The 23,973-nt window shown below is 48.7% G+C and carries 20 protein-coding genes; 7 read left to right on the top strand and 13 right to left on the bottom strand.

What is annotated here, in order from left to right:
* Positions 1-299 precede the first annotated feature (299 nt).
* Positions 300-1,748 (bottom strand): ATP-binding protein, encoded by a 1,449-nt coding sequence (locus KOI40_RS14600; RefSeq protein ID WP_216098264.1) that lies wholly within the window; start codon positions 1,746-1,748, stop codon positions 300-302.
* Positions 1,745-2,476, bottom strand: coding sequence for a response regulator (locus KOI40_RS14595; protein ID WP_216098263.1), 732 nt, complete (start codon positions 2,474-2,476; stop codon positions 1,745-1,747). Before KOI40_RS14595 ends, KOI40_RS14600 begins: the two co-directional genes overlap by 4 nt.
* Positions 2,477-2,686: 210 nt before the next feature.
* Between KOI40_RS14595 and KOI40_RS14590 the strand changes: the two genes are divergently transcribed.
* Positions 2,687-3,097: a hypothetical protein gene (locus KOI40_RS14590; protein WP_216098262.1), complete on the top strand. Its 411-nt coding sequence runs from the start codon at positions 2,687-2,689 to the stop codon at positions 3,095-3,097.
* Positions 3,098-3,316: 219 nt separating this feature from the next.
* Here KOI40_RS14590 and groL read toward each other — a convergent pair whose 3' ends face one another.
* From groL to KOI40_RS14565, 5 genes are all read right to left on the bottom strand, one after another.
* On the bottom strand, positions 3,317-4,963 hold the full coding sequence (gene groL / locus KOI40_RS14585; protein WP_216098261.1) for a chaperonin GroEL: 1,647 nt from the start codon (positions 4,961-4,963) through the stop codon (positions 3,317-3,319).
* 107 nt (positions 4,964-5,070) lie between these two features.
* Positions 5,071-5,364, bottom strand: a complete 294-nt coding sequence (locus KOI40_RS14580; protein ID WP_216098260.1) for a co-chaperone GroES — start codon at positions 5,362-5,364, stop codon at positions 5,071-5,073.
* Positions 5,365-5,604: 240 nt separating this feature from the next.
* Positions 5,605-6,102, bottom strand: a complete 498-nt coding sequence (locus KOI40_RS14575; protein ID WP_216098259.1) for an FxsA family protein — start codon at positions 6,100-6,102, stop codon at positions 5,605-5,607.
* Positions 6,103-6,272: 170 nt separating this feature from the next.
* Positions 6,273-7,370 carry a DUF481 domain-containing protein gene (locus KOI40_RS14570; protein WP_216098258.1) on the bottom strand — a complete coding sequence of 366 codons (1,098 nt, stop codon included), beginning with the start codon at positions 7,368-7,370 and terminating at the stop codon, positions 6,273-6,275.
* A 112-nt stretch (positions 7,371-7,482) separates the two neighbouring features.
* Entirely contained in the window at positions 7,483-8,841 is a 1,359-nt protein-coding gene (locus KOI40_RS14565) for an AmpG family muropeptide MFS transporter (RefSeq protein WP_216098257.1), read from the bottom strand.
* A 239-nt stretch (positions 8,842-9,080) separates the two neighbouring features.
* Between KOI40_RS14565 and KOI40_RS14560 the strand changes: the two genes are divergently transcribed.
* Both KOI40_RS14560 and KOI40_RS14555 read left to right on the top strand, forming a co-directional pair.
* Positions 9,081-9,959: an ABC transporter ATP-binding protein gene (locus tag KOI40_RS14560; protein ID WP_216098256.1), complete on the top strand. Its 879-nt coding sequence runs from the start codon at positions 9,081-9,083 to the stop codon at positions 9,957-9,959.
* A gap of 75 nt (positions 9,960-10,034) precedes the next feature.
* Positions 10,035-11,033, top strand: coding sequence for an ABC transporter permease (locus KOI40_RS14555; protein ID WP_216098255.1), 999 nt, complete (start codon positions 10,035-10,037; stop codon positions 11,031-11,033).
* A 198-nt stretch (positions 11,034-11,231) separates the two neighbouring features.
* Here the strand turns inward: KOI40_RS14555 and KOI40_RS14550 are convergent, their stop codons facing one another.
* The 4 genes from KOI40_RS14550 to KOI40_RS14535 all read right to left on the bottom strand — a co-directional run bounded on the left by KOI40_RS14550 (position 11,232) and on the right by KOI40_RS14535 (position 16,394).
* Positions 11,232-11,714, bottom strand: a complete 483-nt coding sequence (locus KOI40_RS14550; protein ID WP_216098254.1) for a YajQ family cyclic di-GMP-binding protein — start codon at positions 11,712-11,714, stop codon at positions 11,232-11,234.
* A 550-nt stretch (positions 11,715-12,264) separates the two neighbouring features.
* Entirely contained in the window at positions 12,265-13,101 is an 837-nt protein-coding gene (gene ampE / locus KOI40_RS14545) for a regulatory signaling modulator protein AmpE (protein WP_216098253.1), read from the bottom strand.
* Positions 13,102-13,213: 112 nt separating this feature from the next.
* Positions 13,214-13,765, bottom strand: a complete 552-nt coding sequence (ampD, locus tag KOI40_RS14540) for a 1,6-anhydro-N-acetylmuramyl-L-alanine amidase AmpD (protein ID WP_216098252.1) — start codon at positions 13,763-13,765, stop codon at positions 13,214-13,216.
* A 136-nt stretch (positions 13,766-13,901) separates the two neighbouring features.
* A complete protein-coding gene (locus KOI40_RS14535; RefSeq protein ID WP_216098251.1) occupies positions 13,902-16,394 on the bottom strand; it encodes a DUF1631 domain-containing protein in 2,493 nt (830 codons plus the stop codon).
* Positions 16,395-16,736: 342 nt separating this feature from the next.
* Here KOI40_RS14535 and KOI40_RS14530 point away from each other — a divergent pair, with 342 nt between their 5' ends.
* The 4 genes from KOI40_RS14530 (at position 16,737) to KOI40_RS14515 (ending at position 21,460) form a co-directional block, all read left to right on the top strand.
* A complete protein-coding gene (locus tag KOI40_RS14530; RefSeq protein ID WP_233710291.1) occupies positions 16,737-17,285 on the top strand; it encodes a retropepsin-like aspartic protease family protein in 549 nt (182 codons plus the stop codon).
* 94 nt (positions 17,286-17,379) lie between these two features.
* Positions 17,380-18,237, top strand: a complete 858-nt coding sequence (gene nadC / locus KOI40_RS14525) for a carboxylating nicotinate-nucleotide diphosphorylase (protein WP_216098250.1) — start codon at positions 17,380-17,382, stop codon at positions 18,235-18,237.
* 82 nt (positions 18,238-18,319) lie between these two features.
* The gene (locus tag KOI40_RS14520) at positions 18,320-20,293 is read left to right on the top strand and encodes an acyltransferase family protein (RefSeq protein WP_216098249.1); all 1,974 of its coding nucleotides are present in this window, start codon (positions 18,320-18,322) and stop codon (positions 20,291-20,293) included.
* Between the two features lie 27 nt (positions 20,294-20,320).
* Positions 20,321-21,460 (top strand): glycosyltransferase family 4 protein, encoded by a 1,140-nt coding sequence (locus tag KOI40_RS14515; protein WP_216098248.1) that lies wholly within the window; start codon positions 20,321-20,323, stop codon positions 21,458-21,460.
* A 52-nt stretch (positions 21,461-21,512) separates the two neighbouring features.
* Here the strand turns inward: KOI40_RS14515 and KOI40_RS14510 are convergent, their stop codons facing one another.
* Positions 21,513-22,610 (bottom strand): glycosyltransferase family 4 protein, encoded by a 1,098-nt coding sequence (locus KOI40_RS14510; protein WP_216098247.1) that lies wholly within the window; start codon positions 22,608-22,610, stop codon positions 21,513-21,515.
* A 56-nt stretch (positions 22,611-22,666) separates the two neighbouring features.
* Positions 22,667-23,935, bottom strand: coding sequence for a hypothetical protein (locus KOI40_RS14505; protein WP_216098246.1), 1,269 nt, complete (start codon positions 23,933-23,935; stop codon positions 22,667-22,669).
* Positions 23,936-23,973 lie beyond the last annotated feature (38 nt).

Here is a 23,973-nt window from a genome sequence, read left to right as displayed (position 1 = left end):
CTTTACTATGCCTGACTTCTGTGACGAAGCAATGATCTGACTATTGACTCGCTTTATCAGTCTCATTGATTTCTATTTACCCGGGGAGAACAAAGTCACTGGCGCCCGATGCTTTTCAGTGCATCGCTGCCGAGTCAAAGCTCTTAAAACCCCCATAAAAAACAAGGGATTAGCGTCAAATACCCGAGTAAAACTGCCCTTATTTTAAAGCTTCAGAGCACAAATAAGAAGGCAGTAGGCAGAATTAATCAGCGGGCAACAGCACAAATCCAGCATAGTCGGAGAATCTCACCTGTGCATTAGCCCTGTGGCAAAATAATTTCGACCGTCAGTCCCTTGTGATCGCCCTGCTCGATGCGGTTATGCAAATGGATATTACCGCCATGACTCGCAATGATCTGTCGAGCGATGGACAAACCCAGCCCCATGCCGCCGGTATTCCTGCTGCGGGATTCTTCGACCCTCACGAAAGGCTCAAAGACCGAAGCCTGTCTGTCTTCAGGAATACCAGGGCCTGTGTCGGAGACTTCAATCACAATATTGCGTTCACGACGGACTAATCGGACATCCGCACGTCCGCCATATTTAACGGCGTTTTCTATCACGTTACGCAAAGCGCGTTTAAGGCTGACAGATCTTACATCAAGCACAATCTGATCCGACTCGGCACAGCTCACCGGCATCCCCAAGTCACTTAAATCCTCGCACAGGCTGTCCAGCAAAGCACTTAGGTCCACAGATTGCGTGGTCTCCACATCACCGGATTGACGTACAAAATCCAGTGAGGCTTCAGACATTTGCTGCATCTCATCGAGACTGGCCAACAATTTATCTCGCTCCTCACCGGGTGCCATTAATTCCAAACGCAACCGCATACTGGTCATGGGCGTTCGCAAATCATGGGACAAGGCGGCCAGCATACGGGTACGATCCGATACATAACGCTGAATCCGGTCATTCATGCGATTAAAGGCAACCAGGGTTTCCCGAACATCATATGGCCCCTCTTCCGCCAGTGGAGCAACATCTTTACCCCGCCCCAAATCATTCGCCGCGCGGGCCAGCTTTGATAATGGACGAGTGATCTTGCGCAATTGCCAGAACACCACCAACAACACCAAAACACTCGCCACAACCACAAATGTCAGTGTGTGGCGCGCCGCCAGCGGTGAAAAGTCCGGGGCAGCCATACGCCCTACAAACCAGCGCTGATCCTCCAGGTGAACCGCTATCATCAATTGCCGAACCGGTAATCGCGGCCGATGCCAGTTCTTGGCGTCAGGTCTCCTTTCCTCAGCAACTCTGGATTCCATCTCGTCACGGCGCTCTTTTGTTTTGCGCTCATCCAGCTCGAGAAATACCCGCACCCGCCCCTGATAGTCATCACCCAGCCATCGCACCAGTGCTTGTGACATCCGCTTTTCGGGCATCGTCACTACTGGTGTGCTCAATTCTTCCGGCAACTGATCGCTAATAAAGAAGTATTGACCCGGGCGACGCCAGGCACGAAGAATGTTTTGGTGCAATTGCGGTGAAGTTTGCTCCATAAGCACCACCGCCGAGGCAAACTGACGGATGATATGGCGCTCCGAGTTATCCAGCATGGCCGAACGATAAGCCGAAGACAGAATCCACAGGCTGATTCCCTGAGCCAGTATCAGAGCCAGCACCACTAAAATGACCATCTGCGTCAGCAGCTTGCGCGGCCAGAGCTTTTGCCACACACCGTTAAAGGTTACACCAGTCATGAGACTGTCACCGCAGCTGAAAACATATAGCCACCACCCCATACCGTCTTAATCAATACCGGGTTGTGTGGATCATCTTCCACTTTTTTGCGCAGGCGACTGACCTGATTATCAATACTGCGGTCAAAAGGATCCGCTTCTCGCCCCTTGGTAAGGGTCAGTAATTGATCCCGACTGAGCACCTGCTGGGGATTATGGATAAACACCTCCAACAGTTTGAACTCCGCCGTGCTTAAAGGCACCAACAAGCCATCCCGGTGAGTCAGTTGTCGCTGGTTGGAATCCAGGGTCCATTGCTGAAAGGTCCAGTACTGCCCCGCCCCTCCGCTTCGCACCGTCTCTTTTTCACTGTCAGCAGCTGTAGTCTGACGACGCAGTACCGCTTTAATGCGCGCTAACAACACTCGTGGTACAAACGGCTTGGTGACGTAATCATCAGCCCCGATCTCCAGACCGACCACACAATCAGCATCTTCACTCATGGCGGTCAGCATAATGACAGGCGGACCACCGATTTCCTGAACGTGACGACAGAGACTCAGGCCATCTTCACCCGGCATCATCAAATCCAGCACAATCAGATCAATTCCACCGGCCTCCAGCAGATCTCGCATTTGTGCGCCGTTTTCTGCCGCAGTCACCTTGAAATCATGCTGCGTCAAATAGGTGCTGAGAAGCTCCCTGATCTCCTGATGATCATCCACCACCAGAATGTGTGTTTGTGACATACACCGACCTTTTCTACCTGCCTACGGTTTATCTGTGCTCAACAGTATACAAGGCCCGTCTTCGAGCACCTGTAACAAAGTGTATCTGGCGCCTGTAACGGCATGGGCACTGATACAATTTGGTACACATTAGCACGTTCCGGAGATAGTTTTTCGACACCTGCATGGTTGAATAGACTCACCTTAACGAGACGGCAAAGGAGTCTTCCAATGAAAAAATCACTGATTATCGCTTCACTGCTTGCAGCATCCATGACTTCCGGCATTGCCCTTGCCGGCGACCGGGGACAAAAAGACGGTTGTGACAGAGGCCAAGGCATGATGAGAGATCACAGCGGCATGATGGGCGGCCACAAGGGAATGAAAGAGATGATGGATCGCGAATACACCGCCGATCAGATCCGTACTCTTAACGAGGCCCGCCTGATCATGAAAGGCAACCCCAATTTGAAAGTCGGGAAAATCACCCAAACCAAGACAGGTTACACCGTTGAAATCGTAACCCAGGACGACTCACTGGTTGAAACCAAAGAAGTCGCCAAAAACGGCATGCCTGTAGAGATGTATGAAAAAATGCTTGAACGCAAAGAAAAGCGCGAGCAGATGAAGAAAGATCAATAAACCACACTTCCCCCGCTCTAACAAAAACGGCCCGCTACAAAATAGCGGGCCGTTTTTTTTGTACCTGAAAGGCACTTAATGCGTGGTCAGTAGCGAGGATTTTTTCCCAAGATCAAGGCGGGTGAGAGACCTGGAGCGCAATGTAAATAAAGTACATGAGCACCAGCAGCTCTCACCCAACGCAGAGATTGGGTGAAAAGACCGCTACTGGGCATGCATTTACATCATGCCAGGCATTCCGCCCATACCACCCATGCCACCCATATCAGGCATACCAGCACCATCTTCAGAAGGTGCATCGGCAACCATGGCTTCAGTGGTAATCATCAGACCAGCGATAGAACCCGCAGCCTGCAGAGCAGTACGAGTTACTTTGGCAGGATCCAGGATGCCCATTTCCAGCATATCGCCGTAAACACCGGTACCAGCGTTGTAACCGAAGTTACCTTCGCCTTGCTTGATCTTGTCTGCTACAACAGAAGCTTCGTCACCAGCGTTGGTTACGATCTGACGCAGAGGCGCTTCCATGGCACGACGAGCAATCGCAATACCCGCGTTCTGGTCTTCGTTATCACCAGTCAGGTCGGCAATCGCTGCAACCGCACGGATCAACGCAGTACCACCACCAGGTACAACACCTTCTTCAACCGCAGCGCGAGTCGCATGCAGGGCATCTTCTACGCGAGCTTTTTTCTCTTTCATTTCAACTTCAGTTACAGCACCGACTTTGATGACCGCAACACCGCCAGCCAGTTTGGCCACACGCTCTTGCAGTTTTTCACGGTCGTAATCGGAAGATGATTCTTCGATTTGAGCACGGATCTGACCTACGCGAGCTTCGATGTCAGCTGCAGCGCCGGCACCATCAACAATCACAGTGTTTTCTTTGCTCATGGTCACACGCTTGGCAGTACCCAGGTGCTCCAGAGTGGTAGATTCCAGATCCAGACCCACTTCTTCAGAAATCACAGTAGCGCCAGTCAGGATAGCGATATCCTGCAGCATGGCTTTGCGACGATCACCAAAACCAGGAGCTTTACAGGCAGCAACCTTCACGATGCCACGCATGTTGTTTACAACCAGAGTCGCCAGAGCTTCGCCTTCGATATCTTCAGCGATAATCACCAGAGGCTTACCAGCTTTCGCTACCGCTTCCAGAGTTGGCAGCAACTCACGGATGTTGGAGATTTTCTTGTCAACCAACAGGATGAAAGGAGCATCTTGCTCAACACTCATGTTTTCCTGATTGGTGATGAAGTAAGGAGACAGGTAACCGCGGTCGAACTGCATACCTTCAACCACGTCCAGCTCGTTTTGCAGAGCCTGACCTTCTTCAACAGTGATAACGCCTTCTTTACCCACTTTTTCCATGGCTTCAGCGATGATGTCGCCGATAGAAGCATCGGAGTTGGCAGAAATCGTACCTACCTGAGCAATCGCCTTGGTGTCGGAACAAGGTTGAGCTACAGAGCGAATGTACTCAACAGCTGCAGCAGTGGCTTTATCGATACCGCGCTTCAGGTCCATTGGGTTCATGCCAGCAGCAACGCTTTTCAGACCTTCGTTAACGATAGCCTGAGCCAGAACAGTTGCAGTGGTGGTACCGTCACCAGCATCGTCAGATGCCTTGGAAGCCACTTCTTTAACCATTTGTGCGCCCATGTTCTCGAACTTGTCTTTCAGCTCGATTTCTTTTGCTACAGACACACCATCTTTGGTCACAGTAGGAGAACCAAAAGACTTGTCCAAAACAACGTTACGGCCTTTAGGACCCAGAGTTGTTTTTACTGCATCAGCCAGAATGTTTACACCAGCCAGCATGCCTTGGCGAGCTTCGTCACCGAATTTTACAATTTTAGCAGCCATTATTCGTTAGCTCCGTTTCTATCTTATGTTTGAATCTATCAAGTGGCAGATGAGTGTCATTCATCAATGAACCCTCTGCTCATGACCATTGAATCCGGCTCGCCGAATTACCCTTCGATCACTGCCTTGATGTCGCTTTCGCTCAGGATAACCAGATCTTCGCCATCGACGCTGATGGTGTCACTGCCGGCATACTTGCCGAATACAACAGTGTCACCCACTTTTACGTCTACCGGGCGAACTTCACCATTCTCCAAAACGCGGCCATTACCTACGGCAACAACAACGCCTTGATTTGGCTTTTCCTGTGCTGAACCAGGCAGCACAATACCACCAGCAGAAGTTGCTTCTTCTTCCTTGCGGCGAACCACAACACGGTCGTGTAGAGGACGAATATTCATCTATTTCTTCTCCAAAACGTCTATTTCTGGACCAATTCGAGCTGTTTAGCTCATTCGTTTCAAATAAACCCCAGTTTCACAAACCAGCTGTCAAACTGGAGCACCAACCCCAGGCTGATAGCCTGGGGCGATAAAAACTAAGTGATAGGGAAATGGGGCTGGATAAAAGGATTTCAACACCCCCAAAGAAAAAAAATTCAAATCAGGGAAAAAACTTGCTCATTGGCGCCTTTGCAGGCTTCAGGGCAATCGATCTCGTGACCGACCGGAGGGATCCTGGCGTCTGAATTCGCCTTCAATAATATCCCCGGACTGGGAATCACGCCCCGGGCCATGACCGGACTGATACCCGGAAAAGCCCGAAAAACCGGCAGCTCCGCTGCTGGCACGAAAAATCACCTTCCTGAAGGCCTTGCCAATTAACCACTGGCGCAAACCGGGAATCAGACAGGCAAAGCCCAGTGCATCGGTCACAAACCCCGGTGTCAGCAACAATGCCCCGCCTACCGCGAGAAAGATGCCCTCAACCATCTCCTCAGCCGGCAGCTGACCAGCCTCCATCCGCTGGTTGGCTCGAAGCAGGGCGCTGGCGCCCTGCTTGCGCAGCAAAGCCAGCCCCAGCATGGCGGTCAGAAGCACCAGGCCAATGGTCGCCATCGCCCCTATTTGCGAGCCCACCTCAATGAGCACCCACATTTCGATTACCGGGACGATGATAAATAACAACAAAAATGGCATGAGTTCCTCATTCGCTCATTGAAAGACGGGCGTTACTGGTTAATTTGGAGCCAGAGGATCGAATTACAAGAGGCTTTAACGGATCTTTACCGGTGAGGCGGGCGAATCTAATCGCCCCACTCCCCCGGTAAAGCAAAGAAATGCGTCAAACAACGCTAAACTGAGGACAACTACCAATTATAACCAATACCAATGGTCCACTTGGTATCTTCCTTATCAGCTTCCGGAGAGGACGGCTGGTTATCGTAGTCGTATTCAAACTTGTACTCAGAGAACAAACCAACCCCCAGAGGAACGCTCAAACCGAAGTCGGCACTGAGCTCCCAGTTTTCACTGTCCTGCAGCGAGTAAAGGACCTCGTTGGTGTGAAAAAACTCCGCAGAGAACGGCAGCTTGTAACGGAAATCCGTGGAGAAACGATAGTAAACCACCTCGGTTCTGGAAACCCAATCCGGATTCAGCAAATCTTCGTCCGATGGATCGAGAAGTTCTTTCTTGTATTCAATACCGTTTTCAAGCGCCAGAGCCGAATTCGGATCTTCCCATAACTGGATACCGGCACCCATGCCATAAATGTAACGCTCGTCGACGTCTTTGGACTCTTCCTGACCGTAGCCCAGCTCGTTGTACCAATACCAGCGTTCGGTGACAAAGCGATCCAGGCGATAGGTCAGATCGTAATCAATATCTGCAGGCACATCATCGGTGGAGTCACTGTCATAGTCCAGCGTGCCGGTGTGACGCCAATCGCCATTGCGGTAGGAGGTGGAACCATCGATTTCGAGGTCATCTTCTACCGTATTACCCCGCTGAAAGGTTCCCGACAGGGCAATCTTACCGGTTGAACGTGGTTTGTCGGCATTTGCAACAATCGGCACAATGGAATCAAGAGCAACCAGAGCAATAGAATGAAGCTCCTGATCGTTTTCATCCGTTCCACAGATGTAGTTCAGGTAATACCCCTCCATGCCCTGAATGACACAGGGGTCTTCAACACCTTGCACTTTGACTTTCTTCACAGTGTTGAAATTGGCGACTTTCTTTTTGTCGATGGTCAGCTGCCCGAAGCTGTCGGATTTCCACACCAGAGATGAGGGATTCACGCTGACCAAGGTCCCTTTGATTCGATCTCCGTTCGTCAAGACCAGTTCTGTCACTGGGGGTTTTGAAGCGTCCGCTTGCTGTTCAGCCAGAGATAAACCGGTATAACTAACCGCCAACCCGGCCAACAGACCTGCCGCCAGCGGTTTCATCAAGAAATTCTGCATAAATAATTTCAGTCTTAAAGTATCAGTTATAAAAACACAAATTGCCGTACAGTCTAGCGGAAGGAGCCGCATTTGAAAAACTGCGCGGCAGAAAACTGACGACAAAAATGGCTTAACCTGGCCGTTGGGATTGCCGCAAAAGATATATCGCCAGCAAGATAGCAGGAACCCCCATAATGGCCGCATAGGTAAAAAAGAACGTATAGCTGCTGTAACTGACAATGATGCCTGAGAAGCCACTGATGAATTTGCCCGGCAGGGTCATGATGGAACTGAACAAGGCATATTGAGTTGCGGTGTAGGAACGGTTGGTCAACCCTGACAAATAGGCCACAAACACCGCATTGGAAAAGCCGCCACTGAGGTTATCTGCACTGATCACCAGTGCCAGCCACGTAAGGTCGGGGCCAATCAGTGACAACTGTGCAAACAGCAAGTTGGTTAGCGCGACCATAGTGGCCCCTGCCACCAGGGGCTTGAAAACTCCGTATCGCACAACCAGTACACCGCCGAGAAAAGAGCCGACAATGGTCATAAAAAAGCCAAAGACTTTACCAATGGATGCGATATCCGCCTTGCTGAATCCCAGGTCCAGATAGAAGGGGTTTGCCATAATGCCCATCACAATATCACTGAGCCGGAACAACCCGATAAACAGCAAAATCACCAGCGCAAAACGCCCATTGCGCTTGAAAAAATCCACAAACGGTGCCACAACGGCATCCACGAACCAGCGCAATCCGTCGGCAAATTTCCCCGACAGAGAGTCGACGTGCAGTTGATGATGCAGGGCTTCTTCCAGCTCTTCGGTGCTCGAGCCCGTGAGATCTCGTGCATTAAGATCCTCACGTTCGGGCTCCTCAATGATCAATACCGTGATGACACCTATCCCCATCAGAGCGGCCATCACGACATAAGCTGCCGGCCAGGATACAAACTGGGCGATATATAAAGACCCTGCTCCCGCCACCAACATGGCGAGGCGATAGCCCAGAATATAAGTCGAAGACATGGCTCCCTGATATTCCTGTATCACCGCTTCAATCCGGTAAGCGTCGATGGCCACGTCCTGTGTCGCTGAAGAAAATGCCACCAATAAAGCCAGAGCAGCCACCAGCCCCAAGTGCGCTTTCGGGTCGGCCACCGAAAGTCCGAGCACTCCGACAATGATCCCCAGCTGCCCCAGCAATATCCAGCTCCGCCGCTGTCCCAGGAGCGCGCCCAAGACAGGAAGACGCACATGATCAACCACTGGTGCCCATAACACCTTGATGGAATAGGTGATACCGATCCAGCCAAAAAAGCCAATCGCACTGAGACTCACCCCCATATCCCGCAGCCAGGCGGAGAGTGTGGAGAAAACCAGCAAGAGGGGTAGCCCGGCCGCAAAGCCCAGGAACATCATGGTGATGACACGAGGTTTGAGGTAAACCAGAAAAGATTCGGACCAGGTAGGTTTGACGGCTGACATACTCTAAAAACTTAGCAGGATCATTGAATAAAAGACCAACTCTACTGAACGTAAAATGATCCTATCACCTCCACACTAGCAGAACATGGGAAGCAAACCCAGAAAGAAAATGGACCGACCAGCCTTTTGTTCGGCATTTCACAATTATCCCCTTGCCCACGGGATCTCTTTTTATAAATCAGAAACGCCTCCCGGGGTAAGCACTGATATACTGGGTGGCGTACATCAGGGAGAAGGCCATGCAGCCCATCATCGAAGTCCGGGACATCACCAAGCACTACAAGACCGTCAAGGCCGTCAACGGCCTGTCTTTCTCAATCCCTCAGGGCATCTGCTTTGGGCTGCTCGGTCCCAACGGCGCCGGTAAAACGACAACCATCGAAATGATGGAAGGCATCACCCCCGCCACCAGCGGTGAGATCCTCTATAAAGGCATTAGCAACAACCCCGCTTTCAAACAGGAAGCCGGTATTCAATTTCAGTCGACCGCGTTAATGGATTATCTGACGGTTAAAGAAGTGCTTGTGTTATTTTCCAGCTTTTACGAGCACACTCTGCCGCTGGACACCTTGATTGAACAATGTCATCTGAGTGAGTTTATCCATCAGCAGGCATCCAAACTCTCCGGTGGTCAGAAACAGCGACTGCTGCTGGCGCTTGCACTGGTCAACGATCCCGACATTATTTTTCTCGATGAACCGACCACTGGCCTGGACCCACAGTCACGCCGCAATTTCTGGCACCTGATCAAAAAGATCAAGGCGCAGGGAAAGACCGTGGTATTAACCACCCACTACATGGACGAGGCCGAACAGCTCTGTGATCATCTGGTGATTGTTGACCACGGCCAGATCATCGCTGAAGGCTCTCCAGCCAGGCTGCTGCACAATCACTTTGATCATGTATTTGTCTGTCTGGACCGTCAGGATCTTCCACAAGAATTTATGCCGGAAAATGACACCCGGGACTCCACACAGATCACTATCGAGAGCACCTCGGTGGAGGAAACCCTGCAACAGCTCATCCAGGCCGGCGCCCAATTGCATTCCCTGCAAGTTCGCAACCCGACACTGGACGATCTGTTTCTCAAGCTGACCGGACACAGTTTGCGGGAATAAACCCACACCGTTGCATGGTCTGCGGATCACCGCACTCCTCGTCCCTAGCCCGACCATATGTAAGAGAGAAGCACCTTGAATCAATTGTCAGCCCTGTTCTGGGCACGCACCAAAGAATATTACCGCGACAGAGGCTCGCTGATCTGGTCCTTTGTCATGCCACCATTGATCATTGCGGTGGTAGCCATGGCCTTTTCCGGAAAGGAAGCCCCACTGTTTAAAGTGGGTCTCTATCCCGATTCCGAGGCACCTCCCATCATCCTCAACAGTGACTACATACAGACCGTCACCTTTGCAGATTTGCAAGAAGGCCAGCAGAAGGTTCGTCATCATCAGATTGATCTGCTCATCTATACCGATCAAAGTCAGCGCTACCTCTATAACCCGGAATCCCAGAATGCCAAAGTTCTGCGTGATATTCTGACGACCGAGGACAACAGCTGGTCAGGAGAAGAGGTCAGCGGCCGCAAAGTGCGCTATGTGGATTGGGTGATCCCCGGGGTATTGGGCATGAACCTGATGTTCAGCGCCCTCTTTGGCGTGGGCTACGTGATCGTTCGCTATCGTAAAAACGGAGTCCTGAAACGCTTGCAGGCAGCTCCGGTATCCCCCTTTAAGTTTCTTGCCGCACAGATGCTGTCCAGACTGATCATTATGCTTGCCGTCAGTATCATCCTCTATGTCGTCAGTGATTTCTTTATCGACTTCCTGATGTTGGGCAGTTATTGGACCTTGTTGTTGATATCACTGGCTGGCAATCTCTGCCTGTTGTCACTGGGCCTGATTGTGGCCAGTCGTCTGGCCAACGAAGAAGTCGCCAACGGATTGCTGAACTTTTTAACCTTTCCCATGTTGCTGCTATCGGAAGTGTGGTTCTCCCTGGATGGTGCTCCACACTGGATGAGTCAGGCCGCTCAGGTGTTACCTCTCACCCACATGGTTAAGGCTGCGCGGGAGGTTATGGTCGAAGGTGCGACCCTGGGCGACGTCACGCCCCACCTGCTGATTTTATGCGCCATGACCCTGATCTTTTTGACGATGTCAGCAAAACTGTTCAAATGGCGAACAGAATAACCCGCGACATCATGCCCGGGCCTTTCTTAATCAGTTTGCATAGTCCGCAAATCACATCGACAGGGTCGCAAGGAGACAGGGCTGACTGACAAATCCCGCAGCCGCAAAATGCGTGCTGCCAGGCAAGTTGGCAGGCTATAAGTCATGGTATCCAAGGCCAGAATCCTTCCTAGGCCTTGGATTCCCCGCTTTCGCGGATTAATCCCTGAAATTCGTATATTGCAAAGGCATTTCCAGTTTTGCTTCCCGCAAAAGCGCCATGACTTGCTGTAAATCATCCCGTTTTTTACCCGTCACCCGCACCTGATCTCCCTGCATCTGGGCCTGGACTTTTAACTTTTCTGTTTTAATCAGTTTGACGATTTTGCGGCACAGATCACTGTCCAACCCTGTCCGAACATTAATTTCCTGCTTCACCTGTTTGCCATAAGCGGTCATATCCCCTTCATCCAGACAGGCAATATCAATCTTGTTCTTGTACAGCGCACTTTTCAGTACATCCAGCATCTGCTCCAACTGAAAATCCACTTCTGCCCATAAGGTAACCACAAAATCATTGCGCTCAAACTTGGCCGCCACGCCTTTGAAGTCAAAACGCGTGCTGATCAGCCGATTGGCCTGATCGACCGCATTGGTCAAATGGTGTTTATCCACTTCGGAAACAATATCAAACGACGGCATCGGCGGTTCCTCCCTGCCAAACTATGCAAAACGCGCATCATAGCAGAATACGGATAAACACAAGTCAGGAGCGAACCCGAACAGATGGATACGAAACAAACAGTCTGGCCAAAGACACAGATGGGAGAGAATACGGGCAAGATGGCAGTTCGATTAGGAAAACTTGAGAAGAGCTTACCGACAGGGCTCTAAAGCTTCAGCTCAAGTGCTGTGTTAGTGGCGCATCCGTGCAAGGCGAGGAGAACTGTATACATATACAGCCCTGCCGGTAAGTTCTTCCATAATATTCCCGGCCGAGTGTAAGGGTCAACCTTTTTCGCCCCCTTAGAGCGAAATTGTTGATAGCGCGAAAGCCATATAAACAAAGGGCCAACCAGTTTGCAACCGCTCACATACCCCGTAAGGTCGGGGCAGCAGTAGCTCCCAGCGTGCGATTTTGAGAATCTTTAAAAGAATATTGTTATCAGACCATCAAAATGGAATAAAAACCCATTTTGGGCCTTATCATGCACGTCAATCAAACTTGTTCAATTGCTAATCAACTGAGAATTTACACGACAGAAAAGACCGCCAGCACGCAAAGCCACAAGATTAAGCTTCGACTCAGCAGAGGGATCAAGGCTTCAATCTCCTGCTCTGTGATCCCCTGCGAGGACAATTCCCGGCTATTGACATTCAAAGAGCCATGGATACAGGTTTCCATCACTTGCTCTGTACTGACATCCGTTGTTAAAAGGCACTGTTTCCAGTAATCGATACATCCGACAAAATTTCCTGTCAGAGCAAAGGTCAGACCCAACAAACGCACTACCGGCCACTCCAGTAACCAACACAGTCTGGCGCAGAGTACTTTTACCTCATCCGGTTGCCCATTACTGTGGCTGGCCAGAGATGCCAGACGATAGAGCACAGAACCCACTGCGCCCAGTATGACAAACCAGAAGATAGCGGCAAACCAGCGCTCGAACCCTAAATATCCGGCCCGTCGCAATACCTGCTCATGCAAAGAGGGCCAATCTGCGCAGGACTCGATATCGACCCCCAGGCGTTCTGCGTAATCACAGGCAACCTCATTATCGTTGCGGTGATATGCGTCACAATAACCCTCCAGCCATTCGGTGTAGTTGCCACGCCCCAGGCTGTATAACAACAAGGGTATTGAAACCAGAAAATACAACCACACCAGGCTGGTTTTTAGCAGGGACAATACTACCCACAACCCCAGTACCGGTAAGAATACCTGGGCAAAGACTTGCAACCCCGCTTGCGGAAACCATTTTCGGGTCGTTTTCATCCAGGTCCGAAACCAGCCATCGTGATGAAAGGCCTCCGCGGTACCCCAATATTGAACCAGTACAAACACTGCAATAATGGCAACAAAGGTCATCTATTCTCTCCCTCCTTCCGCTGGCTCGGGCTGGCATTGTTGATTCTAACTGCCCGCAAATGTGCAATATCCTGAATGTGAAATGCCCAGACCAGGGCAAGGTTTTACATTATTAACCTTGCCTTTTAACCCCGGCACGAAAACGCTTCCAGTCAAAACAGGGGCCAGGATCAGTTTTACGCCCGGGGGCAATATCACTATGGCCGGTAATTCGCACAGGCGTTATCTGTGGATGACGTGTCATCAGCGCATCAGTGAGCTTTAGCAAACTGATGTACTGCTCATCAGTGTAAGGCTGCTCATCCGTTCCTTCCAGTTCTATACCAATAGAAAAATCATTGCAGGCTGCTCGCCCCTCAAAGCAAGAAAGTCCCGCATGCCAGGCGCGGGCGACCGTCGGTACAAATTGCGTCACTGTCCCAATACGATCAATGAAGAAGTGGGAAGACACACGTACACCTTCAATTTCTTCGAAGAAGGGGTGTGCCGAGTGATCCAGTTGATTACAGAAAAACTGCTCTACACATCCAGTCCCAAACTGCCCCGGCGGCAAACTGATATTGTGAATAACCAGAAGTGAAATGTCGGAAAGATCCGGGCGATCATCAAAATTCGGCGACGGAACGGAGTTTGAGGTCTCCAGCCAGCCCTCGGCAGTGATCATCCAAGGCTTTTGGGAAGGCTGCGCCCCCTGAGAAGGTGTCGTATCTGAAGAACGTGAAGTCATCGCAGAAGATTACACAACTGCGAGCCTGTCCACCAGTAGCAGAACACAAACCCGAAAAGAGTTCGGTCGTTAATTAACTGCGATGGCCTCGCGATTGACGCAAATCACCAATCACTGATTCCAGGGCACGATCAAACAACATGCCATCATCAAGAACCGTAAACACGCCTTGCTCCAAGGCCTGTGCCAATTCTATGCGTGTTTTTTCTGCCACCTTCATACCGTTACGGTTAACGAAGATGTACTTGTCGACTTTTTTGATCACTGCGGCCAGACGACAACGAAAAACCGCACTCCCCGGTTCTGAAACTTCAAACCAGGATCCCTGAGCAAAGCGATCAACTTGCACTAACCAGGCTGCAGACACCTCTGGCTTTGGCTGTTCGGGTTTTTCTTCAATGGCCGTATCTTCAATAGCCTTATCTTCAATAACCCTATCGTCTATAACTACGGCATCATGATTATCTGCAGCTTCAACTACATCAACTACAGTTTCAGCTAGAGTTTCAACTACAGATTCACCACCGGCTTCATCGGCTTCGTTTGTCGCCTTGGCTGACTGAGTGGCTGCATGTTTCTCAGTGCTTTCTGTTTCTGCCCCGGCTACTGGCGGTGATGCCACTACGGGCTCTCTGGCTGGCGGTTTTTCTGGCTGGCCTCGCATCAGCCGCAAGTGCTCGGCCTCCAATCGCTGAAGCAGTTTATTCATTTCAAAAGGGTTGTATGAAATCACTTCAAAGCCCTGACGCAGGCGCTTCAGCAAACTGGGCAACATGGCCATCAATTGTTTGCGGGCTTCTGCATCGACCACACCAGTGACGGACCAGATCAGATCCTCAACCACCTGACAAGCGTTCTGCCAGGCGTCACTGTCCGTACCATGTTTCAACACCAGCAGGAACATCAGGTTGTGCCAGGGTCCTTCCAGAATATCGCAGACACTCTGCGGCAAGTCACTTCCGGCAATTTGCGCCTGCAACTGCTCACTGACCAGCGAGCGGGCAAACTCAGACTTGGCCTTTCCATCTTCTGCATCCAGGGTACGTCTTTCCAACACGGTCGCACGCCGACGCTCTTTCTCAATAAACGCCATAAAGTCGGTCAGCAAACCATCAAAGATCGCAACATCCTCATCAAAATCTGCAATGACCGCTTCAACCGTAGAGGCTACTTTCTTGAACAGAGGATCCTTTTCAAGCCCCTTCTCGGGCTCTTGCCATCCCAGAGCCGCCGTTGCCAGCTCATTCAACAAACGACGTGCAGGATGAGCCGAACGGTTAAAGAACGACTTATCGACAACAGCCACTTTCAATAGAGGGATTTGCAAGCGCGCCAGCAACGACTGCATGGGTGCCGCAAGGTTGCGGTCGTCCAGAATAAACTGGAACAACATATTGATCAGGTTCATGACATCCTGATCCACCGCAGACAGTGACTTGCCACCGCCCAGTGGCTGCTGAACCAATTGGGTCAATTGGGAGAGGTCCAGCAGTTTGATGGGACCAGATTGAACCAGTGGCTCTCTTAAAACATGATTCTGCTGCAGAGATGTCAACACATTAGCCAGCTCATAGGCACTGGCCGTTTGAACTGCCTGACTGACGGGCTGAGCCTGCCCTGCCTCACCGGGAGCCAGCAATGTACGGAGCTGATCCAGCACTGGCGACTGACCCTGATCGTGATCGTGATCGTGACCACTGTAACCGGCCTGCTCCGCGGAGCTTGCCTGACCCTGTATTTGAGAGTGAGCGACCGGCTGCTGGCCTCCCTGTGGAGAAGACATTACCGGAGAAGTTTGATGTCGACGCTGGCGACGGTCTTCCTGAGTCGTAAGAGAAGGAAGCACTTTTTGCTGAATAAGCACGTTATTCAGCACCGTATAAATTTTACCCAGCTGAGCCATCACCGCTTTATCAAACAGCTTTAACAGAACCAGCTTTGCCTTGATATCCACGTCCAGCGGTTCAACAACACCCCAGAAACTGCTGCACAAAACATCCGGTCCAACCGGGTTGTTTTGCTGGTAAACCTTGGCCGGTACCAGACTGTCCAATCGCAGGGCGATATGCTGAACAGATTCAGCACACTGATCAAGCACTCTGGCGATCATGCGCTCAACCGCCACCTGAAATTCAAGCTGGTCGTTGTCGACCAGTGTCAGATCATCCAGTGACAGGTGGTGAGCAAAGCCATTGTCGTTCTCGGGTACCACCCGCAACAAATTGGAATAGGCTTTATCCAGGCCCAGAAAGAAATTCTTTTCTGCCTCGCGACGCTTAAGGCGCACTTCACGCATGGCCTCAAAGTACGTGTTTTGATCCTGATTGCTGGTGGCCTTGTCGGCGAGGTCAAACAGGGCATCATCGGCCCCGTCAAACAAATTCCTTAGGGTTTGCTGAAACAATCCGGTGGCTTTTTCACGAACGCGATGTATGGGCGCCGGCAAGCGAGCCAAAGACGCTTGAGCAGAGCGTTTCTGGCTGACATTCGTGCCACTACCAATAGAAACGACATTGCTCGCCGTGTTTTTTTTGGCTGTGTTGGAGTTCTGCGAATCGTCAAACACCGTCTTGCCCCGCATATTAGGTGTGTAATCACTGACTTTTGGCTATCCGGCGCACTCTTGAAATCGCTCGCGCCAGACTGAAGAGGATTGCCCATTGGGTCTTGTATTCAGGAGCCGATTCGGCATACTGAAAAAAGTCGCCTAATTCCGCAATCCTGTCGGATTATAATGGAGCTGGGCTACCACACCAGTTGCAAAAAACGTATTCGGGACAACCATCACATTCTGATATAAGAAGACTGGTTTTTTATAATCTTTTTTGCCTTTTGAGTCACAATCTAGACTTGGAAATAATAGCGCGCCAATCGCTCCACCCACATCCCAGAGGCATTCAGGCAAACCATGCACCCTTCTGATAAAAACACCGGCAACAACAGCGACACCCGCACCATGGGTCGGGGCATGCTGGTGATCTTTTGGCTGCTGGCTCTCGGGCTACTGACATGGGGCTTCGGCAACTGGGAACATCAACAAATTAACCCCAACAGCAATCCAATCAGCTCAGAAAATGCCCAATATCGGGAAGTCATCCTCGACAGTAACCGTCAGCACCACTACGTCGCTAATGGCCAAATCAACGGCCAGTCCGTCACCTTTCTGCTGGATACCGGTGCCACGGATGTGGTCATTCCAGCAAAACTGGCCAATGAACTGGGCCTGAAACGCGGCCGCGCCGCCACAGCATACACAGCCAATGGCAGCGTGCGCGTTTACGCCACCGAATTGGACAACCTGCAACTGGGTAGCATCCGCCTGCGTAACGTACGTGCCAGCATCAACCCCGGTATGGACGGCGATGGCGTCCTGCTGGGCATGAGCGCCCTGCGCTCCATCGATTTTCAGCAGCGCAACGGGCAACTGATTTTGAGACAGGACACAAGAATGCAGTAATATGCGCCATTCCTCACGGTGTACTGTCCAAGAATTACTGATAGAATCCAGCATCGCTTCTACCAAAGATTGCCAGCTAACTCACAGGCCCAACATGATCAATTCAAGCATTCCCGGACTTCTCGAAGACCTGCAACACAGTGTGAAATTCGCACTGGCAGAGGATATCAAGGATGGCGACATTACCGCCCGCCTGATCCCTGAAAACGAGCCCGGCGAAGCTACCATTATCACCCGGGATGATTGCGTAATCGCCGGTGTCGAATGGGTCAACGAAGTGTTCAGACAACTGGACAACAGCGTCAACGTTACCTGGCACGTCGCCGATGGCGATCACGTCAGTGCAAACTCACCGCTGTTCAGCCTAAAAGGCAGCGCCCGCTCCCTGCTAACCGGAGAACGCACCGCCCTGAACTTCCTGCAACTGCTGTCCGCCACAGCGACCGTCAGCAACCGCTACGCCAAACTGGTCGAAGGCACCGGCGTGAAACTGCTGGACACCCGCAAAACCATCCCAGGATTGCGCAGCGCCCAAAAATACGCCGTCACCTGCGGCAACTGCTACAACCATCGCATCGGCCTCTACGACGCCTTCCTGATCAAAGAAAACCACATTGCCGCCTGCGGCGGAATTACCCAGGCCATCACCACTGCCAAACAGCAGGAACCCAACAAGCCGGTTGAAGTTGAAGTGGAAAACCTCACTGAATTCAAAGAAGCCCTGACAGCCGGTGCCGACATCATCATGCTGGACAACTTCTCCCTCGATGATATGCGTGAAGCGGTGCAATTCAACAAAGCTCAAAACGGCAACACCAAGCTGGAAGCGTCTGGCGGCATTACGGATGAGACCCTGCGACCGATTGCCGAGACCGGGGTGGATTATATTTCGATTGGTGCGCTGACAAAGGATTGTAAGGCGGTGGATTTGTCGATGCGGTTTAAGATGTAAGCAAACAAGTGGAAACAAAACCATCAATGACGGCCCCACACTAACGTTCTAGAATATATTAACGGAATAATAATTTAATAACATGGAATCGGTCCCGCCCACCCCAAATAAACTCTACTTTCGAACCGACATTCAAGGCTTAAGAGCAATTGCAGTTCTGTTAGTCATTTTTTGTCATGCTAATATTTCACCTTTTACAGGTGGCTACGTAGGGGTTGATATATTTTTCGTTATTTCAGGTTATTTAATCAGCGGCCTGTTAATAAACGAATATCAGCAAAGCAAAAACATCAGTTTTATTGGTTTTTACTCTCGTCGCTTCAAACGATTACTACCAGCACTGATTACAATGTTACTTGCATCAATAGTGGCAGCTGAAGTTTTTCTTTCTGATAGTGATGCTAGAACATTACTGAGATCTCTACCTTACGCAGCAACTTGGACTAGCAATTTATTTTTTAGCTTCCAGGAGGTTAGTTATTTTGACGAGTTAGCTACTAAAGACCTTTTTTTGCATACATGGTCTCTGGGTGTCGAAGAACAGTTTTATATTATTTGGCCCTTATTAATCCTGGGTCTATTTAACAGCAGATATTTAAAGAATAAGATTTCAACATTCTTCATAGCATTAACACTTGCTGGCGTCTTTATCTCAATCATTTGGACTCAATATAACGCGAATACGGCATTTTATTTGATGCCCTCTCGAATTTGGCAGTTTTCTCTCGGCGCGCTGGTATACTATTTAAAGACTCGTTCATCACAAATCGCCTCACCAAAGTTCGCAAGCTACTCCTTCTATTTTGGAATTTTAGGCATTAGCTTAATTCTAACTAGCTCCATATTCTTCAATCAAAATATGGCCTACCCAGGTTACTGGAGTCTCTTACCGTCTATTGGAGCTGCATTATTACTTGCAACAGGTGATCGAACACCCAATAACTCTCACCTTCTTTTAAACAATCCTATCTTGAAGTGGATCGGTGATCGCTCTTACTCACTCTACTTATGGCACTGGCCCATACTAATACTTGGAAATTTTGCAGATCTCACTAGAAATTCATATGGTATTGGTATCCTGCTGACAACCACACTTATAGTAAGTGCAATAAGCTACAGATTTATAGAAAAGCCCCTGTGGAAAATGAAGACCTCAAAGGCACATTATCGCACCATCATAATGGCCTCCGCTTTAGCAATGATTGTCATGATCCCTCTGAATATCTTAGTCAACAGCCAAAGCATAGAAACGTCTAACCAAAGAAACTCACTAGCTAACGCTCGTATAGACATGCCGGTTATATATACCATGAACTGTGATAGCTGGTTTAGAGACGCTAAAGTTCAACCCTGTACATTCAACTCCGAACAAGCTGAATACACCATGGTAATTCTAGCTGATAGTATAGGTGCTCAGTGGTTTACAGCTTTACAATCAATCTATCCATCTCCAGAGTGGGAAGTTATAGTATTTACAAAATCATCGTGCCCAATGGTTGATGAAAATTATTTCTACCAACGAATTGGAAAAGTGTTTACTGTTTGCAGTGAATGGAGAGATGAAGTTTTAACTAAAATCGAAGACATGAAGCCAGACGTCGTGTTTGTTGGTAGTGCTTCCACATACCCATTTAGTTCTAGTGAATGGGTTCAGGGCAGCAAACGTATATATGATCGATTGGCGAAAGCAACAATACAAACTTTTATAATTGCAGGTACACCAAATCTTAGTTTTGATGGCCCCACCTGCCTGAGCATGCAATTGTTACAAAACGGTAAATTAAGTTCAGACACTTGTACTGAACCAGCTCATCTAGCCCAAACGAAAAAAGTTTCCAGTCATCTAGAAGCTGCAGCCCAACCATACAGTAATATGCAAGTTATAGACCTAAGCGAAAAAGTCTGCCCTAACAATACTTGTTCGGCAGTCACCAAGGATGGGATTGTTGTCTTTCGGGACAGTAGGCACTTAACAGATACTTTTGTACAGTCACTAAAAAGTGAACTCCACCAAAGACTTCAAGACAGTCAACCGAGCCTACACTTGAATAACTAACGGTTCAAACAACGAGATACAACAACCATGGCACGCTCCCGTATACTTATCATTACTCGCAATCTGCCACCGTTGGTCGGCGGCATGGAACGGTTAAACTGGCACATGGCTGATGAATTATCTAAATATGCAGAGGTAAAGGTCATTGGCCCCAAAGGGGCGGCGACTATCAAACCTCAACACGTGGAACTCCATGAAGCCCCTCTCAAACCTTTGCCCCTTTTTTTAATGGTAGCCTTCTGCAAGACACTATGGCTATCCTTACTCTGGAGACCCGATATAACTCTGGCTGGCAGCGGCCTCACCGCCCCTTTAGCTTGGTTGTCCAGCAAATTAAGTAGCTCAAAATCAGCTGTCTATTTACACGGTTTCGACATCACCGTTAAAAATAATCTGTATCAACGTTTTTGGCCACTTTCATTCAAAAAGATGGACACCATCATTGTTAATAGTACACCGACCAAGAAGCTAGCAGTGTCCGCCGGTTTAGACAAATCAAAAATTGCAATTGTCCATCCAGGTGTCAGCCTACCTGAGGCACCACAAACAGAAGAAGACATTGACAAGTTCAAAGCGCAGCACAATTTAACCAACAAGAAAGTCCTGCTTTCGGTGGGCCGTTTGACAACGAGAAAAGGGTTGCGTGAATTTGTTGAACTAGCATTACCCAAAATAGTACAAACTGTGCCCAACGCCATATTGGTAGTAATTGGCGAAGCTCCAAAGAACTCCTTAGGAGCCAGCATTCAAACAGTAGAAAGTATTCTAACCCTAGCAAAACAATCTGGCGTTGATGGGAACATTAAGTTTCTAGGTGTCATCACTGACAAAGTCCAACTTGCCACCGCCTACGAAACTGCCGATGTACATGTATTTCCTGTACGTCATATCCCCGATGATCCTGAAGGCTTTGGCATGGTTGCTATTGAAGCTGCTGCACATGGATTGCCGACCATTGCCTTTGCCACCGGAGGAATTATCGATGCAGTCCAGCAAGGTAAATCCGGATATTTAATAGAAACAAATAATTACACTGAAATGAGTAAAAAAATAACTGAGCTGTTACGCCAACCTGCATTATTTAACGAGATAAAAGATTTTTCCAGCTCGTTCTCCTGGAGCAACTTCGGCAATTTGATTCACAACGCTTTAACCAAAAACATTTAAAGCTTCTATTCACCTCTATTTGACGTAAAACAGACAGCTTGCTCTCTTCGAACTAGATCAACCTTAGTAAATGTGATTCTAGGCCCCGAACTAACTCAACCCATGTCTTAGGTTTTACATCAGCAGCCACACAATCCCGAAGTTGTTTTCGCAATACAGCCGTTAGCTCCGCCACGCTGCCCGGTTCAAATAAGGTCTCTGGTTGATTTCGTAAAAGTTGCGCAATAGAACCAACTCGTGCACCTACGATAGGAAGACCACAAGATACCATTTCATATAACTTTTGTGGAAAACAGTAACGTCCGAACCCTGAATTATGTGCTGGAACGATTCCCACATCCAATGCACGAAAGAGCTCACCAACTTGCTCTTCTAACAACTCCCCAAGATAGAACACCCTGTCACCTTGAGGAACAGGAAAGTTGGCACCTTCACGACCTGCAAGTACCAGACAGACATCCTCAGTAGCAAATTCTATTTCTTTCCAAGCATCATAAACTGTATCTACCCCCTTCATCCTAGATAGTGTGCCCGCAGTACCAATCAACTTCTGATCAAGAGGCAATCCAAGTTTTTTTCTGGCTTCTTTTCGGTCACCACGAAAGAAACTGGTCTGCCCCACACCATTATTTATAACGATTACGGGACAAGCAGGTTTATAGGAAAGATGCACTTTTTCTTTTAAATCTCTTCCAACCGTAACCACAAGATCTGCCGCCCGTACACAACGGTATAACACCTCCAAGAAACCAGGAATACGAGCCTGCCCAAAACTCTCATAGTTATCATATAGGTCCACCACATAAGGCACTGCCAACTTTATTGCCAGTCTTCTTGCAACCCAAAGAGAGGGAATGTCGGACGAACCAACCACTAGATTTGCACCACTCGTCTTTAAACGCTGATAAATTTTGGATATATTAAACTTCCAAAAATCTGAAAAAGAAACCGTAATCCATTCAACGAAGCCAGCCCCAAAGCTTTCCGTAAACCCATCTACCGAACTACCATTACGATAATCAAAACAAATTATTGTAACATGATGTCCTAAACGAGCTAACTGACTAGGAAACTCATACAAACGCCCAAACTGGTGATTAATAACGTCTTTCCCCGTATAGAAACGCTTAAAGACGAAAATAATATTCACAAAAAGACCTTACTAAAGTATTTACTTTTTCCCTATAAAACTTCAACTATCGCAGCTCAACAAATTTTCGCAGATCGTAAAATATGCTCTATTGATTCATCTTCTTGATAACGAACACCAATAAAACCATCCGACATTTTAGAACTAGACTTCACCCATTGAGCAATTTCCTTAGCCTCCAAATTCCCCTTCACTACAGCTCCGACACCTTCCAGATCGCTAAAATACTTTTCATGCTTTTTACCGGGAAAAGTAGTAGGACAAAGAACCAAACTTGGAACATTACACCAAGCCGCCTCATAGCAAGACATACTAATCATCGTGACATGATTGTCTACTACCCTCAATAGAGCTGGCAAAGGAGCCTGCGAGAGACCTGAAAAGAAAACATTAGGATATCTCTCTTCCATGCTGCTCACAAAATCACGATGTTTTTCGTATTGCCTCTTTGCTTGCTGCCTTGGATGCAATCTAACTAACCAAGCAACCTCTTTCTCTGTTTCAACTATCGCAGAAACGACCTCTTCGTGCACAATTCCATTTGGTATAATCCCCTCAAAAACTGGAAACTCTCCGTCATACCCATACTGCAATGTTAATAGAGTAACTTTTTTGTAGCTTTCTATACCTTCTATCAAACTAGATTTTAATCTCCAATCAGAGCAATCGGTATCTTTTACACTTTCAAACTGACGCAACCAAGGATGCGCAGTCTGTACAATGCGCTGTAGTGGAACCAATGTTGACAAAGAATTTGTAGTAATCTCATCAAGAGATAGATAAAAATCAGGAAAGGCAAATGGATCCTCTCCTTTATGTCCTCTATCAGGTTCAGGGTAGCCGATACCGTGAATTAGCAAATATATAGGTATATTACTCTTACTAGCTGCATACACAACACCACGCCAAGATTGCTGAGTGATAATGGTCTTACATTCACTATAATGAATAATCTTCTCAAATACACGAGCCAAGAAATTATGGGCACAGTTTTTAAAGCCAAAACTTCTTAGCATCGAATAAAAAATCATGTAACGATTAAGCGCAAGAGGTTTACGATACAACTGATTAGGAGAACAACCAGCAAGTCCAATAGTCACAGAACCTATAGCAGCCCCTTTCGCCTCAAGATAATCGCCAAGGCTATCCGACAACTGAGAATATCTAAGCCCCTGCTTTAAGGCTGCCCGGTCTCCTTCATGACAAATAATAAGAATATCGCATTTGGGAATACTCTTAAGAGAGCTATCATTCTTTAGACACATAAAAGCATGGACTAACTGCAGAATTTTGGACACACCTGATTCAGGTTTAAATATCTTCATAAAATATGTATGTATTTTTGGAATAGATCATATGTCGA

Origin of the sequence: Pseudomaricurvus albidus (genome assembly GCF_018863235.1) — a bacterium.
Classification (GTDB): domain Bacteria; phylum Pseudomonadota; class Gammaproteobacteria; order Pseudomonadales; family Cellvibrionaceae; genus Pseudomaricurvus; species Pseudomaricurvus albidus.
Note: the sequence above shows the minus strand (reverse complement) of the source record. Positions and strands in the feature narration are given on the sequence as shown.